The following is a 15137-nucleotide window of genomic DNA, read 5'->3' on the forward strand; positions in this document are numbered from 1 at the left end:
GGCGCCAGGGTGCCGGGTGCCCGCCTGCTCCGGTGCCCTAGACGACGCCGAGGGCCATCATCGCGTCGGCCACCTGGGTGAACCCGGCGATGTTCGCGCCGGCCACGTAGCTGCCCGGCTGGCCGTACTCGTCCGCCGTGGCCAGGCACCGGTCGTGGATGGACGCCATGATCCCGGCGAGCCGCTCCTCGGTGTACTCGAAGCTCCACGAGTCGCGCGAGGCGTTCTGCTGCATCTCCAGGGCGCTCGTCGCCACGCCGCCGGCGTTGGCCGCCTTGCCCGGCGCGAACAGCACGCCGGCCTCGGTCAGGAGCCGCACCGCCCCGGGGGTGGTCGGCATGTTCGCGCCCTCCGCGACCACCCGGACGCCGCCCGACACGAGGCCCTTCGCCGCCGACTCGTCGAGCTCGTTCTGCGTGGCGCACGGGAGCGCGACGTCGCACGCGACGTCCCACACCGAGGACCCCGTGCCGAGCGCGGCCGATCCGCCGCGCGCCTCCACGTAGTCGGCGATCCGCCCGCGCCGCTCGTTCTTGACGACCTTGAGCAGCTCTAGGTCGATCCCGGCCTCGTCGACGACGTAGCCGCTGGAGTCGGAGCAGGCGACGACGCGGCCGCCGAGCTGGTGCACCTTCTCGATGGCGTAGATGGCCACGTTGCCCGAGCCGGACACGACGACGCGCTTGCCGTCGAGGGAGTCGCCGTGCGCCGCGAGCATCCGCTCGACGAAGAAGACGGTGCCGTAGCCGGTGGCCTCCGTGCGCACCTGCGAGCCGCCCCAGGACAGGCCCTTGCCGGTGAGCACCCCGGACTCGTAGCGGTTGGTGATCCGCTTGTACTGGCCGAACAGGTAACCGATCTCCCGGCCGCCGACGCCGATGTCCCCCGCCGGCACGTCGGTGTGCTCGCCCAGGTGGCGGTACAGCTCCGTCATGAACGACTGGCAGAAGCGCATGACCTCGGCCTCCGACCGCCCCTTGGGGTCGAAGTCGGACCCGCCCTTGCCGCCGCCGATGGGCAGGCCCGTCAGCGCGTTCTTGAAGATCTGCTCGAAGCCGAGGAACTTCACGATGCCCAGGTAGACGGACGGGTGGAACCGCAGGCCGCCCTTGTACGGGCCGAGCGCCGAGTTGAACTCCACCCGGAAGCCGCGGTTGACCTGGGTGCGGCCGTGGTCGTCGAGCCACGGCACCCGGAAGATGATCTGCCGCTCCGGCTCGCAGAGCCGCTGGATCACCGCGGCGTCCACGTACTCGCGGTGCTTCGCCACCACCGGCCCGAGGCTCTCGAGCACCTCGTGCACCGCCTGGTGGAACTCGCGCTCGCCGGGGTTGCGCGCGACGACGTCGTCGAAGACGGGCGTGAGAAGGTCGTGAAGCTCAGGCATGCTCCGACCCTAGCCACGCCGCAGGCCTCCGCCGACGGACCGTCCGGCAGGTGACCACGCCGCCGCTCCGGCCCTGGTCACGAAGCCGCCGCCAGGCCGCGCGATCCGGAACCGACGCCGGTCGCCGTCCGTTGGACCACCATGACCGGACCCCACGAGCCGAGGAGCCCGATGCCCCTCCCGTCGACCCCCGCCCCCGCAGCACCGCGCCGCGCGCTCACCCGGGCGCTCTCGGCCACCGTCGCCGGCGTGGCCACCACGGCCTACTACGCGACGCCCGACTTCATCGCCAGCCGCACGGCGCGCGGCTGGACGAAGGCGGGCCTGTCGGCGGTGATCCTCGCGTCGTCGGTGCCCGACTTCCTCGCCGCCCGTGCGGCCGCTCGGGCGGAGGCCGAGGCCCGCGCTGCCGCGTGGGCCACCGAGGACGCCCTCGAGGACGGCCTCGAGGACGGCACGGACGAGGTGACCGACGGGGCTGGTGCGGCCGACGCGGCCGACAGGGCCGACGCAGGGCTCGAGGACGTCCCCGACAACACGCTCGCGCCCACGGCCGAGGACGTGCTCGAGCGGATGGCCGAGCAGGCCGACGAGCTGCCGGGGCGCGCGAAGGCTGCGCTCGCCGGCCTCGGCGCCGGCGTCGTGCTCGGCAGCGCCGCGCTGACCGTCGCCCTGGAGCGGTGGGTCTACCGCAAGGGCGAGGCGCGCGCCGCGGCCGGCAAGCGGTGGCCGCACTCGGGGCCCGCGGTGCTCTACGGCGCGCTCGCCGCCGCCGTCGCGCTCCTGCCCGACGACCTCGGCGCCGGCCGCGCGGGCGCCGCCGCGGAGGCGCCGGAGCGCTGACGGCGCGCCGTCCGGGCGACGCTGCGCTGACGCCGCCGGGAGGCGCTCAGGCCACGCGGCGCCGGCCGGGCAGCACCCCGGCGAACAGCACCACGAGCAGCCCGGACACCGGTGCCACCAGCAGCCCCCAGCGCAGCGACGCCGCGTCGGCCACCAGGCCCACCACCGGCGGCGACAGCAGGAATCCCAGGCGCAGGAGCCAGGAGACGACCGTCAGCCCGGTGCCGTGCCGGAGCCCGGGCAGCTCGTCGGCCTCGTGCATGGCGGCGGGGATGAGCGTCGCGACGCCGAGCCCGGCGGCCGCGAACCCGGCGATCGTGCCGGGCACCGTGGGCACGGCCAGCGCCAGGCCCATCCCCGCCGCGATGATCACGCCGCCGGCCCGGGCGACGGCGCGCTGGCCGAACCGGTCGACCAGGCGGTCGCCGAGCAGCCGGCCGACGGTCTGGGCGCCCATCAGGGCGACGAAGCCCGTGGCCGCGAGTGCCGCCGGGGCGCCGAGGGAGTCGGCCAGGTAGAGGGTGGCCCACGAGTTGCCGGCGTCCTCCACGAGCGCGCCGCCGAGGGCGATCATCACCAGGGCGCCCAGCGCCAGCGCGGTGCGCGGGCTGACCCGCGCCCGGCCCACGGTCGCCGCGCCGGCGTCGGCGGCCTCGGCGCCGGCCCCCTCGTCGTCGCGCCCGGGCAGGCAGGACCGCAGCGCGGTGAGCGCGACGGCGGCGAAGACCAGCGTGGAGATCGTCAGGTGCACCCCGCGCGAGAGCCCCAGCGCGATCGCCCCAGCGGCCATCGACCCGCCCAGCACGGCCCCGATCGACCACAGGGCGTGGAAGGAGTTGATGATCGAGCGCCCGTAGCGGCGCTGCACCCGCAGGCCGTGGGCGTTCTGCGCGACGTCGGTGACCGCGTCGCAGGCGCCGGCGAGGAACAGCGTGACGGCGAGCACCGGGACGGACGGCGCCACGCCGGCCACCAGCGTGCCGAGGCCGACCAGCACGGTGCCGGCCGTCGCGACCCGCCCCGAGCCGAACCGGCGGATGAGCACCGCGGCGCCCAGGCCGGAGACGATCGCCCCGGTGGGGAACGCGGCGACCGCCAGCCCGTAGGCGGCGTTGGTCATGCCCAGGTCGGCCTTGATCTCCGGGTAGCGGGGCAGCAGGTTGGCGAAGAGCGCGCCGTTGGTGAGGAACAGCGCGGCCACGGCGGCGCGGGCGCGGCGGTCCTCGGCCGTGGGGGTCCGCACGTCGGTCATGCGTACGAGCGTACACACCGGCGGGCCGCTAGGCTGGGGTGACTCAGGGAATTCCTGCGCGCCGGAGTACGGGTGGGTCGGCGCGCGGCCTCGTGCATCCTCGAGAGGTCCTCTTGACCGCCCTGCCGACCACCGAACCCACCACCGCCCGCGCCGCCTACGCCGAGCTGCCCCGCCGGGCCGGCGCGTGGTTCCTGCCGATCGCCTTCGGCGCCCGGCTCCCCTTCTCCATGGTGACCATCGGCGCGCTGTTGCTGGTCACCGCCACGTCCGGCTCCGTCGCCCAGGGCGGGCTGGCCTCCGCCGCGGTCGCGATCGGCACCGCCGTCGGCGGCCCCACCCAGGGCGTGCTCGCCGACCGCACCGGCCAGCGGCCCGTGCTCCTGGTGGCCACGCTGCTGGAGACGGCGGCGCTGCTCGCGCTCGTCCACCTCGCCACGTCGGGCGCCCCGGCCCCGGCCGTGCTGGCCGCCGCGGCGCTCGTCGGGCTCGCCGCCCCGCAGGTCGGGCCGCTGATCCGCGTGCGGTGGCTGGCGCTCACCGCCGGCGACCCGCGCACGCTGCGCGCGGCCATGAGCTACGAGAGCACCGCCGACGAGGTGAGCTTCGTGCTCGGCCCGGCGCTCGTCGGCGTCCTGGCCACCGCCGGCTCCCCCGCCACGACCCTGCTGGTCGCGGCCGGCTGCTGCCTGGTGCTCGGCACCGCCGTCGCGCTGCACCCCACCGCCGCGCTGCGCGCCGCCGTCGACCACCGCGACCACGCGCCGCTGACCGCCCTGGTGCGCAGCGTCGCCCTGCCCGCCGCCGGCATGGTCGCCATGGGCCTGCTCTTCGGCGGCACGCAGGCCGCGATCACGGCGTTCATGGGCGACGCCGGCCACGAGGGCTCGGCGGGCCTCGTCTACGCCGTGATGGGCGCGGGCTCGGCCGTCACCGCCCTGTCCGTCGCCGCCCTGCCGGGCGCCTGGAGCCAGCGGGGCCGGTGGGTCACCTTCGCGGCCGGCCTCACCACCGGCGCGGCGCTGGTGCTCGGCGCCGCGTCCGCCGGGTCGGTGCCCCTGCTGGTCGCCGCGGTGGCCCTGACGGGCCTGTTCGTGGGGCCGGTCATGGTCACGGTGTTCACCGTCGGCGGCGAGCGGGCGCCCGGGTCCCGGGCGTCGGCCGCGATGACGATGCTGGCCAGCGCCAACGTGCTCGGCGTGGCCCTGGGCGCGTCGGCCGCCGGCCGCCTGGCCGAGGGCACCGGCACGGCGAGCGCCTTCGCCGTGCCGGTCACCGCCGCCGTGCTGCTGCTGGTCACGGGGGTGGCGCTGCGGGAGCGGGTGCCGGGCGTCGACCGTCAGGCGGGCCCGGCCGGCACCTCTGCGGCCGCGAGGTAGACCCACGCCTGCGCGCCCGAGGCCAGCGGCCGCAGGGCGCGGGCGTAGTCGGCCACCTCGTACGCGTCCGCCGCGGCGAGCTCGGCGTCGTCGAGCCGCCGGCACCGCGGCGCGCGCCACCGGCCGGCCGCGCTGCCGGCCCGCGCTACCGCGCGGCCGCGGCGGGCGTGGCGGGCGTGGCGACCTCGATGGCGTTGCCCCACGGGTCGGCGAAGCCGAGCGTGCGCCCGTCGTGCTCCGTCGCGATCCCGTGGTGGCGCAGGCGCTCGTCGAGGGCGCCCAGGTCGTCGTCGCCGGGCAGCAGGATGCGCACCTGGCCGAGCCCGAGGGTCATCTGCCGGCGCCCGGCGCCGCGGCTGCGCCACGTGTTCATCGCCATGTGGTGGTGGTAGCCGCCGGCGCTGACGAACAGCGCCTGCGGGCCGAACGTCGCCGTGGTCTCGAAGCCGAGCCGGTCCACGTAGAACTCCCGCGCCGTGGCGACGTCGCCGACGCTCAGGTGCACGTGCCCGACACGCCCGGGCCGGGTGGGCGCCGCGGCGGCGGCCTCCTCGGTGAGGTGCTCGCGCAGGAACGCGCTCGGGTCGAGCATGAGGGAGTCCATCTCGACCTGACCGTGCACCCAGCTCCACGTGCTGCGGTCGCGGTCCCAGTACAGCTCGACGCCGTTGCCCTCCGGGTCGTCGAAGTAGAACGCCTGGGACACCAGGTGGTCGGCGCTGCCGGTGAACGACTGCGGGTGGCGCCGGGCGACGGAGTGCACGGCCGCGGCCAGGTCGGCCTGCGTGTCGAAGAGGATCGCCGTGTGGAAGAGCCCGGCGTCGCGGGGGCTCGCGTGTCGCAGCTCCGGCGCGTGCTCGAGCACCACGACCGGCGTGCCGCCCCGCCCCAGCACCGCACGCGAGCCGTCCGCGGCCAGCACGGTGAGGGTCACCGCGTCGCGGTAGTAGGCGGTCATCCGGTCGAGGTCGGCGACCCGCAGGGTGACGGCGCCCATCGCCGTGTCGGCGGCGAGACGGTCGAGGGACGGGGTGGCCATGGGTGCTCCTGAGCGGTAACGACGGGACGGTTACTTGTAGGTACAACCGTCACCGTAGCAGGGGGCGGCGCCCGGGACAACGAGCGGTCCGCTGCCGTGCTATCGGAGCCACCGGAGCCACCGCGCTATCGGAGCTGGCGCGAGCTCATGACCTCCTCGGGGCGGAGGCGGAGCACGACACGCTCCGGGTCGTGGTCCCTCGGGCGGTAGCGCACCGCGTAGCGCCGGACGGCCTCGGCGACCTCGGCGGGGTCCTCGCTGACCTCGATCGCCCCCTCGAGCGTGAGCCAGCGGCGACCGTCGACCTGGCAGATCGCCGCGCGCGGCGGCGGGGCGCCCTCGCGGCGTCGCGCGTTGGCGACCTTGGTGGTCCTGCGCCGGGTGGTGATCCGCACGACCCCGGCCTCCGGGTCCCAGGTGAAGGCCACCGGCACCACGTGCGACCTGCCGTCCGGGCGCGTCGTGGTGAGGGTCGCGAGGTGCTTCTCGGTGACGAACCCGAGCTGGGCGTCGCTGAGGCGGATCACCGCCCGACCCTATGTCCCGGCGAGCACGGCGTCGCGGAGCGCGAGCACCGCCGCCGGGTCGTCCGCCGTCGTGCCGCGGAACCCGCCGGCGATCGCGCGGCGCACGGCGTCGACGTCGTCGCACGGCCCGACGAACGCCAGGCCGCCCCCGGCGGCGAAGGCCTCCACGGCGGGCGTCCCCGCCAGGTCCCACGGGAGGTAGAGCCGGTCGACGCCGAGGCGCGACGCCGTCGCGACGGCGCCGGCGTCGCCACGCGCGCAGATCAGGCCGACGTGCCACCACCGCCCGGGCAGCAGCGCCGGCGTGAGCGCGTCCGCGCGGAAGCTGGTCACCACGACGGCGCCGGGCCGGTCGCGCCGCTCGGCGAGCGCCGCAAGCACGCCCGCGGTGGCGGCGGGCGCCTTCACCTCCACCTGGAAGCCCGTCGCGGGGAACGCATCGAGCACCTCGGCCAGGCGCGGGACCCGCTCCCCGTGCCCCGCGTCGAGGACGGCGAGGTCGGCCCAGTCGTGGTCGGCGACGCGGCCGCTGCCGTCGGTGGTGCGGTCGAGCGTCTCGTCGTGGATGACGACGAGCTCGCCGTCGCGCGACAGGTGCACGTCGAGCTCGATCTCGTCGGCGCCGACCTCCGCCGCCAGGCGGAACGACCGCATGGTGTTCTCCGGCGCGTGCGCCATCGCCCCGCGGTGGCCCGCGATCAGGAAGCCCATCCCTCACCCCTCGCCTCGTGGACCGCGCGGCCCGCGGTCGACGCATGCCTACCGGGCGCCGGTGACCGGGCGGTGGACGGCGGGTGACGTCGGGGGGCGACGTCGGTGGGTCGCGTCAAGGGGCGACGCCGGGGGGCCGCGGCGTCAGTCGTAGTGCTGCCGGAAGCGGTGGTGCAGCACCTGCTGGCCGACCTCCCGCCAGGGGTGCGGCTGGAGCATCCGGGCGTAGAGGTCGGGGTCGACGTCGTAGTAGTCGTAGCTGTCGCCGCTGCGGAACTGCACGCGCAGCACCCGGGCGGCCGCGTCGTAGCCGACGGCGCGGACGGCGTCCGAGACGATGCGCGTCATCCTCATTCCCTCGATCGTGCCCCCGTCCCCCGGCGCCCGCCGAGCACGCCGGCCTACGATCTGTCCGTCCGAGGAACCGGTCGGGAGCCAGGGGGACTTCGATGAACGTCGCCGCCGCAGCGCCCCGGGCAAGCCTCGGCCTCGCCGTCCTGCTGGTCGGCACGATGCTCCTCGGCGCCGTCGCCCCGGCCGAGGCGGCGCGGAAGGTGAGCCCGCCGCATGTCGTGCCCAGCGCGTCCGTGCGCACCTTCGGCATCTTCACCCCCGGCACCCCCGGGGACCCGGCCGCGTACGCCGCCGTCACCGCCGAGGCCGGCGGCGCCCCGGACGTGGTCATGTGGTACGAGTCCTGGGGCACGGGCGGCGGCTTCCCGGCCGCGGCCGCCGGCGCGGTGGCCGAGCGGGGCGCGGTCCCGCAGATCACCTGGGAGCCGTGGGTCGCCGGGGCGGGCGTCGACCAGCCGGCCTACGCCCTGTCCCGCATCGCCGCCGGTGCGTTCGACGGCTACGTCACCACCTGGGCCCGTCAGGTCAAGGCCTACGGCAAGCCGGTCCAGCTGCGGTTCGCGCACGAGATGAACGGGAGCTGGTACCCGTGGTCGGCCGGCGTCAACGGCAACGGCGCCGCCGACTACGTGGCCGCGTGGCGGCACGTGCGCGAGGTCTTCGCCAGGGCCGGGGTCGGCAACGTCACCTGGGTCTGGTCGCCGAACACGCCGTACCCCGGCTCGACGCCCCTGCGCTCGCTGTACCCCGGTGACGACGCCGTCGACACGGTCGCCCTGGACGGCTACAACTGGGGCACGAGCCGGTCGTGGACGACGTGGCAGTCGTTCTGGGACGTCTTCGGCCCCGGCGTCCGGGAGCTCCGGGCCATCAGCACCCGGCCGATCTACGTCGCGGAGGTCGGCTCCACCGAGGTCGGCGGCGACAAGGCCGCCTGGATCGACGACATGTTCGCCACGCTCGCCGCGCACCCCGAGATCCGCGGGTTCACCTGGTTCGACGAGAACAAGGAGACCGACTGGCGGATCACCTCCTCGCCGTCCGCGCAGGCGGCGTTCCGGGCGGGCCTGCCCACCTTCGGCTGAGGCCGCGGCGTCCAGCGCGGTGACGGCGATCACGGCCGCCGGCGCTTCCGCGGACGCCCCCGTCGTCGAAGGACATCTCCGTGACCTCGCCTGCCTGCGCCGCGCCCGCGCGCCGCTGGTGGATCCTCGCCACCGTCTCCCTGACCCAGCTGCTCGTCGTCCTCGACGGCACCATCGTGAACGTCGCGCTGCCGAGCGCCCAGGCCCACCTCGGGCTGTCGGACACCGCGCGGCAGTGGGTCGTCACCGCCTACGCCCTCGCCTTCGGCGCGTTCCTCCTGCTCGGCGGCCGCGTCGCGGACTTCTGGGGCCGCCGCCGGACGTTCGTGCTGGGCCTCGCGCTGTTCGGCGCCGGGTCGACGTTGGGCGGCATCGCGCAGACCGGCGCCGAGCTGCTCGTCGCCCGCGGCGCCCAGGGCGTCGCCGCGGTGGTCGCCGCCGCGCTGGTCGGCAAGGACGCCATGAAGGACGCGGCAGCCGGCGAGCACGCGCCCGTCCTGCACGTCGGCTGACGGGGCCACCGGAAGTTCACCTGATCCGGGCGAGGACCGCCCGGAACGGGTGCGGTGACGTGGGACAGGAGCTGCCGCCGGCCGGGAGGGGCCGTCATGGCGATCATCCGGCGCCATCGCGTGCTCGCCTTCTTCCTGCTCGCCTACGTCCTGACCTGGGGCGCCGTCCCGTGGCGGAGCTTCTTCGCGCCGGGGGTGCTGATCGCGGCCGTGATCGTGGTGGCGCTGACGGAGGGTGTCGCCGGCCTGCGCGCCATGGGGTCGCGGCTGATCCGGTGGCGCGTGCGCTGGGTCTGGTACGTCCTCGCTCTCGCCGTCCCCCTGGGCGTCCAGCTCGCCGCGACGGGGATCACCAGAGGGCTCGGCGCCCCGGCGCCGGACGTCGACGAGCTCGAGGTCTGGTACGCCCTCCCGATGGCCATCGGCCTCGCCGTCGTCAACCCGCTGCAGGCGCCCCTCGCCGAGGAGCCGAGCTTTCGCGGCTGGGCGCAGGTCGCCCTGCAGCGTGGTCGCACACCGCTCGCCGCGACCTCGCTCATGGCTGTCGGCGTCACCGTCTGGCACGCCCCGCTGTTCGTCATGCCCGAGTTCGGCTCCAGCCCGGTCGAGGCCCTCGCCACCGTCGGCGTCACGTTCTGGTACGCGTGGCTGTTCAACCACGCGTCCGGCAGCGCCCTGCTCACCCTGATCGCGCACGCCACCGAGGGCGCCGTCGAGACGAGCACGCTGTGGGAGGCGCCCGCCGACACGGCGCGGATGGCGCTGGCCTACGGGCTGGTGTGGTGCCTGGTCGCCGTCGCCCTGATCGTGGTCGACCGGCGGTTCTGGACCGCGCCCTCCCCGCCGCTGGAGGACGAGCCGCCCCGGGCGGCGTACGGCGCCCAGCCGGCCACCTGACGCGCCACCGCGCGGCGAGGGTCGGCCGGCGTCGGCCGGCGTCAGGCGGTCGGGGCCGTGCCACCCACCAGCCGGGCGACCGCGCGTGCCATGGCCTCCGTCGGCCACCAGGTCTTCATGAACAGACGCCCGCGGGCGGACCGGCCCTCGACCCACCAGCCGACGTGCCGGCCGAGGTGGACGGCCACCTGACGATCGCTCACGACGCCTCCCTGCGACCTCGTCGGCGCATGCGGCCACCTTGCCGTGACGTCGACGCTACTCCCCGTCGACGACGCACGGCAGACCTCGTGCGACACCGGCGGACGAGTCGTCAGGCCTGCATGTCGACGAACCGCGAGTAGTGGCCCTGGAACGCCACCGTGATGGTGTCGGTGGGGCCGTTGCGGTGCTTGGCCACGATGAGGTCGGCCTCGCCGGCGCGCGGCGACTCCTTCTCGTAGGCGTCCTCGCGGTGCAGCAGGATCACCATGTCGGCGTCCTGCTCGATCGAGCCGGACTCGCGCAGGTCGGACATCTGCGGCTTCTTGTCGCCGCGCTGCTCCGGGCCACGGTTCAGCTGCGACAGCGCGATGACCGGCACCTCGAGCTCCTTGGCCAGCAGCTTGAGGGCGCGGGAGAACTCGGAGACCTCCTGCTGGCGGGACTCGACGCGCTTGCCCGAGCTCATGAGCTGCAGGTAGTCGATGACCACGAGCTTGAGGTCGTGGCGCTGCTTGAGCCGACGGGCCTTGGCCCGGATCTCGGTGAGCGACATGTTGGGCGAGTCGTCGACGAACAGCGGCGCCTCGGACACCTTGCCCATCACCTTGGCGAGCTTCTGCCAGTCGTCCTCGCCCATGTTGCCGTTGCGCAGCTTCTGCAGGTGCACGCGCGCCTCGGCCGACAGCAGACGCATGGTGATCTCGTTGCGGCTCATCTCGAGCGAGAAGACGACCGAGGTCATCCCGTGCTTGATCGACGCCGACCGGGCCATGTCGATGGCTAGGGTCGACTTGCCGATGGCCGGGCGGGCGGCGATGACGATCATCTGGCCCGGGTGCAGGCCGTTGGTCAGCCGGTCGAGGTCGGAGAACCCGGTGGGCACGCCGGTCATGCCCTCGCCGCGGTTCCCCGCCGCCTCGATCTCGTCCATCGTGCCGCCGATGATCTCGGACAGCGGCAGGTAGTCCTCGCTGGTACGCCGCTCGGTCACGGCGTAGATCTCGGCCTGGGCGTTGTTGACGATGTCCTCGACCTCGCCGCCCTCGGAGGCGTAGCCGAGCTGCACGATGCGCGTGCCGGCCTCCACGAGGCGGCGCAGCACCGCCCGCTCGCGCACGATGCGCGCGTAGTAGCCGGCGTTCGCGGCCGTCGGCACGCCCGCCATGAGGTCGTGCAGGTACGGCGCACCGCCGACGCGCCCCAGCTCGCCGCGCTTCTGCAGCTCGGCGGCCACGGTGATGGCGTCGGCGGGCTCGCCCCGGCCGTACAGGTCCAGGACCGCGTCGTAGATCTGCTCGTGGGCCGGCTTGTAGAAGTCGGTGCCGCGGATCTGCTCGACGACGTCGGCGATGGCGTCCTTGCTCAGCAGCATGCCGCCGAGCACGCTCATCTCCGCGTTGATGTCCTGCGGCGGGGTGCGGTCGAACGCGGTCGAGCTCCCCCGGTAGGAAGACTCGAGCTCCTCGATCGACATGCTGCTCCTCGTTCCCCGCTCCCCCTGGACGGCGCGTGCGTCGCGCCGCCGTCGTCGGTTCTCCGGCCTTCGTTCTACCGTGGGCCACCGACACCCGCGCCGACGCTAGGCGCGCCGCCCCGCCTCGGGCAAGGAGCCCTGTGGACACAGGTGTGGACGCGCCTGTGGAAGGGTGGGTCGTGGTTGTGCACACGCCGTGGACAAGGCTGTGCACAACTGGGGAAATCCCCTGTGTACAGCCGTGTAAGTCGTCTCTGACCTGCGACGACGTTGCCCTCAGCCTGTGGAGGAAAAGGAGTTGGGTGAGTTGCGCCGCACCGACCGGGGCGGGACCCGGTCCATCGACCGGGAGATCCTCGCGCTCGCGCTCCCGGCCCTCGGCGCCCTCGTGGCCGAGCCGCTGTTCGTGCTGGTCGACTCCGCCGTCGTCGGCCACCTCGGCACCGCCCAGCTCGCTGGCCTGTCCCTCGCGTCCACCCTGCTCGTGACGCTCGTCGGCCTGTGCATCTTCCTCGCGTACGCCACCACGGCGTCGGTCGCGCGGCTCACCGGCGCCGGCCGCACGCGCGAGGCGCTGCAGTCCGGCGTCGACGGCATGTGGCTCGCGCTCGGCCTCGGCGTCGTGCTCGCCGCCGTCCTGTTCGCCGTCGCGCCCTGGGCGGTGGGCGCCATGGGCGGCGACGGCGCGGTCGCCGCGCACGCCGTGACCTACCTGCGCTGGTCGCTGCCGGGCCTGCCGGGCATGCTCCTGGTGCTCGCCACCACCGGTGTGCTGCGCGGCCTGCGCGACACCCGCACCCCGCTGGTCGTCGCCTCCACCGGCGCGGTCGCCAACGCCGTCCTCAGCGTCGCCCTCGTCTACGGCGCCGGCATGGGCATCGCGGGCTCGGGCCTGGGCACCGCGATCGCCCAGGTCGGCATGGCGGTGTGGCTGGCCGTGGTCGTGGTGCGCGGCGCGCGCCGGCACGGCACCTCGCTGCGCCCGGCGGCGGGCGGCATCTGGGCCAACGCCCGGGCCGGCGCCCCGTTGTTCGTCCGCACCGCCACGCTGCGCGCGGCGATCCTGCTCACCGTCTACGTGGCGACGTCGCTGGGGGCGGTCACGCTGGCCGGCCACCAGGTGGTCAACAGCCTGTGGGGCCTGGCGGCGTTCGCCCTCGACGCCCTCGCGATCGCCGGGCAGGCGCTCGTCGGGCACGCGCTCGGCGCCGCCGACACCGCGCGCGTGCGCGCCCTGCTGCGCCGCTCGCTGCAGTGGGGCGTCGGCGCCGGCGCGCTCGTCGGCGTCGTCCTCGCCGCGGCCGGCTGGTGGATCGCGCCGCTGTTCACGCCCGACGCCGACGTGCGCGTCGCCGTGGCCGTGGGCCTGGTGGTCACGGGGCTGCTCATGCCGATGGCCGGGTACGTGTTCGTGCTCGACGGCGTGCTCATCGGCGCGGGCGACGGCCGCTACCTCGCCTGGGCCGGCGTGGTCACCGTCGTCGTCTACGCGCCGTTCGCGCTGGCCGTGCGGGCGTGGGCGCCCGACGGCCCCGCCGGCCTGGCGTGGCTGTGGGCGGCGTTCGCGGGCGTGTTCATGCTGGCGCGCGCGCTGACCACCGGGCTGCGCGCCCGCGGCGACCGGTGGATGGTCACCGGCGCCTGACGGCGGTCACCCGCCCACGCGGCGTCGTCGTTCCAGGTTCGCGGAGGGCTGGCTGGGGCCCAGGCGGCGGTCGCCGTGGTACAGGATCGACTGCCAGTTGGTGGTGGCCGGCGTCGCCGGCGTGCGGCCCGTCGGGCGTCGGCGCGTGCGGGGCTGTCGCGGGGCGACGTACAGCCACCCGACGACGCCGAGGACGACGTCCACGACCGAGTTCCACACGCCGATGTAGGCGATCACCGCCCACAGGCACAGCAGCGCGTTGAAGAGGGCGAACGCCGCGTTGCCCCAGTTCTCCGCGTGGACGTCGCGCCAGAACGTCACCGCCGAGAAGGCGACGATCGCCCACGGGGCGAGCACGTACAGGGCCGGCGCCGCGGTCCGGTCCGCCACCTTCGGGGTGCGCGCGAACGGGATCTTCTCGCCGGTCACCGCCTGCTGCAGCGACTTCAGCACGCCGGCGAGGTTCACCGCGAGCAGCACGAGGTTGAAGCCGTAGATCCGGAAGATGTCGGAGAACCGGTGACCGGAGGCGCGCAGGTCGGCGCCCATGCACCAGAAGTACGGCACGGCGGCGAGGAACACCCACACGCTCAGCAGGCGGGAGTCGTACGGGTAGGCGAGCAGGAACAGCAGGCCGACGCTGGCCCACGCGATCGACGCGAGGTAGTTGGTGCGCAGCAGCACCTCGCGGACCAGGACGCGCTCGCGCAGCCGTCGCCGCTCGTGCAGCTGGCGCAGCAGGCTGGGGAGGATGAGCAGCCCGCCGTTGGCCCAGCGGCGGCGCTGCACGATGAGCGACCCGAAGTCGGGCGGCGTCGCGGAGTAGCTGAGCCGCTCGGGGTAGTTCTGCAGCGTCCAGTCGTGCGAGCCGATCTGGATCGAGGACTCCGTGTCCTCGACCACCGTGCGGTCCTGGATGTAGGTGGTGATCGGGAACCCGCCCACCTCCTCGGTGGTGGCGATGTCCTGCAGCGCGCGGGTGCGGATGACGGCGTTGGCGCCGACCCAGAAGGTCGCCCCGTAGTAGCTGAGCCCCTGGTGCTGGATGTGCTGGATGTCCGTCGTCGCGCCGGCGATGCGCTCGATGCGGGTGGGGGCGCCGCGGAACGACGCGTACGGGGTCTGGGTCACCGCCACGCGCTCGTGGCCCGGCTGCTCGAGGTACTCCACGAGCCGCACGCAGTAGTCGCGCAGCAGCATCGAGTCGGCGTCGAGGGTGAGCAGGTACTCGCTCTCGGGCACCGAGAGGTGCACCTCGTCGCCCGGCCCCGCCTCGCGCAGCACCACGCCGTCCGCCGTCTCCTCGGCCGCCCAGTCCTTGCCGATCAGCGAGACGTAGGCGTTGATGTTCATCGCCTTGTTCGCCTCGTGCGAGAGCGACCGGTAGGCCTTGCGCTCGAACGACGACAGCTCGGCCGAGAAGATCCAGACGAGACGGTGGTGGAGCTGGCGCGCCCGGTCCGGCTCCAGCTCGCCGCCCTGCTCGACGGCCGCACGCAGGGCGAGCTCGGTGAGGCGCAGGTCGCTCGCGAGCCCACCGAGCACGCGCTCCACGAAGAACTCATCGGTGTGGTCGACCACCCGCTCCGCCGCGGCCATCGCGTCGAGCCACTCGGCGGCCCACAGGTAGTGGTCGGCGAGGGCGGCCAGCTCCTCCCCGCCGAGCGCGCCGTGGGGGCGCTCGGCGAAGGCGTCGGCGGCCGCGACGAAGCGTGCGCGCGGCTCGCGCAGCGCCGCCTCGATCTCCCCCGGGAGCGCGCGGCTCGCCGCCAGCGACGCCACGCGGTCGGGGTCGGTGGGGTGCGGCGGGTCGTCGACGAGCAGCACG

At 74.9% G+C, this 15137-nt stretch carries 15 protein-coding genes; 6 read left to right on the top strand and 9 right to left on the bottom strand.

Going from position 1 to position 15137, the window contains the following annotated elements; all coding sequences use genetic code 11:
* Positions 1-37: 37 nt before the first annotated feature.
* Complete coding sequence (gene gdhA / locus U5M74_RS07480; protein WP_410907653.1) at positions 38-1387, bottom strand: NADP-specific glutamate dehydrogenase; 1350 nt, start codon at positions 1385-1387, stop codon at positions 38-40.
* A 171-nt stretch (positions 1388-1558) separates the two neighbouring features.
* Here gdhA and U5M74_RS07485 point away from each other — a divergent pair, with 171 nt between their 5' ends.
* Positions 1559-2230 (top strand): hypothetical protein, encoded by a 672-nt coding sequence (locus U5M74_RS07485; protein WP_410907655.1) that lies wholly within the window; start codon positions 1559-1561, stop codon positions 2228-2230.
* 46 nt (positions 2231-2276) lie between these two features.
* Here the strand turns inward: U5M74_RS07485 and U5M74_RS07490 are convergent, their stop codons facing one another.
* Positions 2277-3482, bottom strand: coding sequence for an MFS transporter (locus U5M74_RS07490; protein WP_410907657.1), 1206 nt, complete (start codon positions 3480-3482; stop codon positions 2277-2279).
* A 113-nt stretch (positions 3483-3595) separates the two neighbouring features.
* Here U5M74_RS07490 and U5M74_RS07495 point away from each other — a divergent pair, with 113 nt between their 5' ends.
* Entirely contained in the window at positions 3596-4861 is a 1266-nt protein-coding gene (locus U5M74_RS07495) for an MFS transporter (protein ID WP_410907659.1), read from the top strand.
* A gap of 145 nt (positions 4862-5006) precedes the next feature.
* On the opposite strand, the gene U5M74_RS07500 is transcribed toward U5M74_RS07495, so the two are convergent.
* The 4 genes from U5M74_RS07500 to U5M74_RS07515 all read right to left on the bottom strand — a co-directional run bounded on the left by U5M74_RS07500 (position 5007) and on the right by U5M74_RS07515 (position 7486).
* On the bottom strand, positions 5007-5900 hold the full coding sequence (locus U5M74_RS07500) for a VOC family protein (RefSeq protein ID WP_410907661.1): 894 nt from the start codon (positions 5898-5900) through the stop codon (positions 5007-5009).
* A gap of 125 nt (positions 5901-6025) precedes the next feature.
* On the bottom strand, positions 6026-6427 hold the full coding sequence (locus U5M74_RS07505) for a pyridoxamine 5'-phosphate oxidase family protein (protein WP_410907663.1): 402 nt from the start codon (positions 6425-6427) through the stop codon (positions 6026-6028).
* 9 nt (positions 6428-6436) lie between these two features.
* On the bottom strand, positions 6437-7138 hold the full coding sequence (locus U5M74_RS07510) for a glycerophosphodiester phosphodiesterase (protein WP_410907665.1): 702 nt from the start codon (positions 7136-7138) through the stop codon (positions 6437-6439).
* 144 nt (positions 7139-7282) lie between these two features.
* Entirely contained in the window at positions 7283-7486 is a 204-nt protein-coding gene (locus U5M74_RS07515) for a KTSC domain-containing protein (RefSeq protein WP_069983053.1), read from the bottom strand.
* Positions 7487-7587: 101 nt separating this feature from the next.
* On the opposite strand from U5M74_RS07515, the gene U5M74_RS07520 reads away from it, so the two are divergent.
* The 3 genes from U5M74_RS07520 to U5M74_RS07530 all read left to right on the top strand — a co-directional run bounded on the left by U5M74_RS07520 (position 7588) and on the right by U5M74_RS07530 (position 9986).
* The gene (locus U5M74_RS07520) at positions 7588-8577 is read left to right on the top strand and encodes a glycoside hydrolase family 26 protein (protein WP_410907667.1); all 990 of its coding nucleotides are present in this window, start codon (positions 7588-7590) and stop codon (positions 8575-8577) included.
* Between the two features lie 80 nt (positions 8578-8657).
* Positions 8658-9089, top strand: a complete 432-nt coding sequence (locus tag U5M74_RS07525; protein WP_410907669.1) for an MFS transporter — start codon at positions 8658-8660, stop codon at positions 9087-9089.
* Between the two features lie 96 nt (positions 9090-9185).
* Positions 9186-9986: a type II CAAX prenyl endopeptidase Rce1 family protein gene (locus U5M74_RS07530; protein WP_410907671.1), complete on the top strand. Its 801-nt coding sequence runs from the start codon at positions 9186-9188 to the stop codon at positions 9984-9986.
* 41 nt (positions 9987-10027) lie between these two features.
* Here the strand turns inward: U5M74_RS07530 and U5M74_RS07535 are convergent, their stop codons facing one another.
* Together U5M74_RS07535 and dnaB are read right to left on the bottom strand one after the other, a co-directional pair.
* The gene (locus U5M74_RS07535) at positions 10028-10189 is read right to left on the bottom strand and encodes a hypothetical protein (RefSeq protein WP_410907673.1); all 162 of its coding nucleotides are present in this window, start codon (positions 10187-10189) and stop codon (positions 10028-10030) included.
* Positions 10190-10299: 110 nt separating this feature from the next.
* A complete protein-coding gene (gene dnaB, locus U5M74_RS07540) occupies positions 10300-11664 on the bottom strand; it encodes a replicative DNA helicase (protein WP_069983050.1) in 1365 nt (454 codons plus the stop codon).
* Between the two features lie 298 nt (positions 11665-11962).
* On the opposite strand from dnaB, the gene U5M74_RS07545 reads away from it, so the two are divergent.
* Positions 11963-13309: an MATE family efflux transporter gene (locus tag U5M74_RS07545; RefSeq protein WP_410907675.1), complete on the top strand. Its 1347-nt coding sequence runs from the start codon at positions 11963-11965 to the stop codon at positions 13307-13309.
* A gap of 6 nt (positions 13310-13315) precedes the next feature.
* On the opposite strand, the gene U5M74_RS07550 is transcribed toward U5M74_RS07545, so the two are convergent.
* On the bottom strand, positions 13316-15137 hold a 1822-nt coding region (locus U5M74_RS07550), incomplete at its 5' end, for a glycosyltransferase family 2 protein (RefSeq protein WP_410907677.1).

It is taken from the genome of Puerhibacterium sp. TATVAM-FAB25, assembly GCF_046535855.1.
In the GTDB taxonomy this organism is placed as follows: Bacteria; Actinomycetota; Actinomycetes; order Actinomycetales; family Cellulomonadaceae; genus Puerhibacterium; species Puerhibacterium variabilis_A.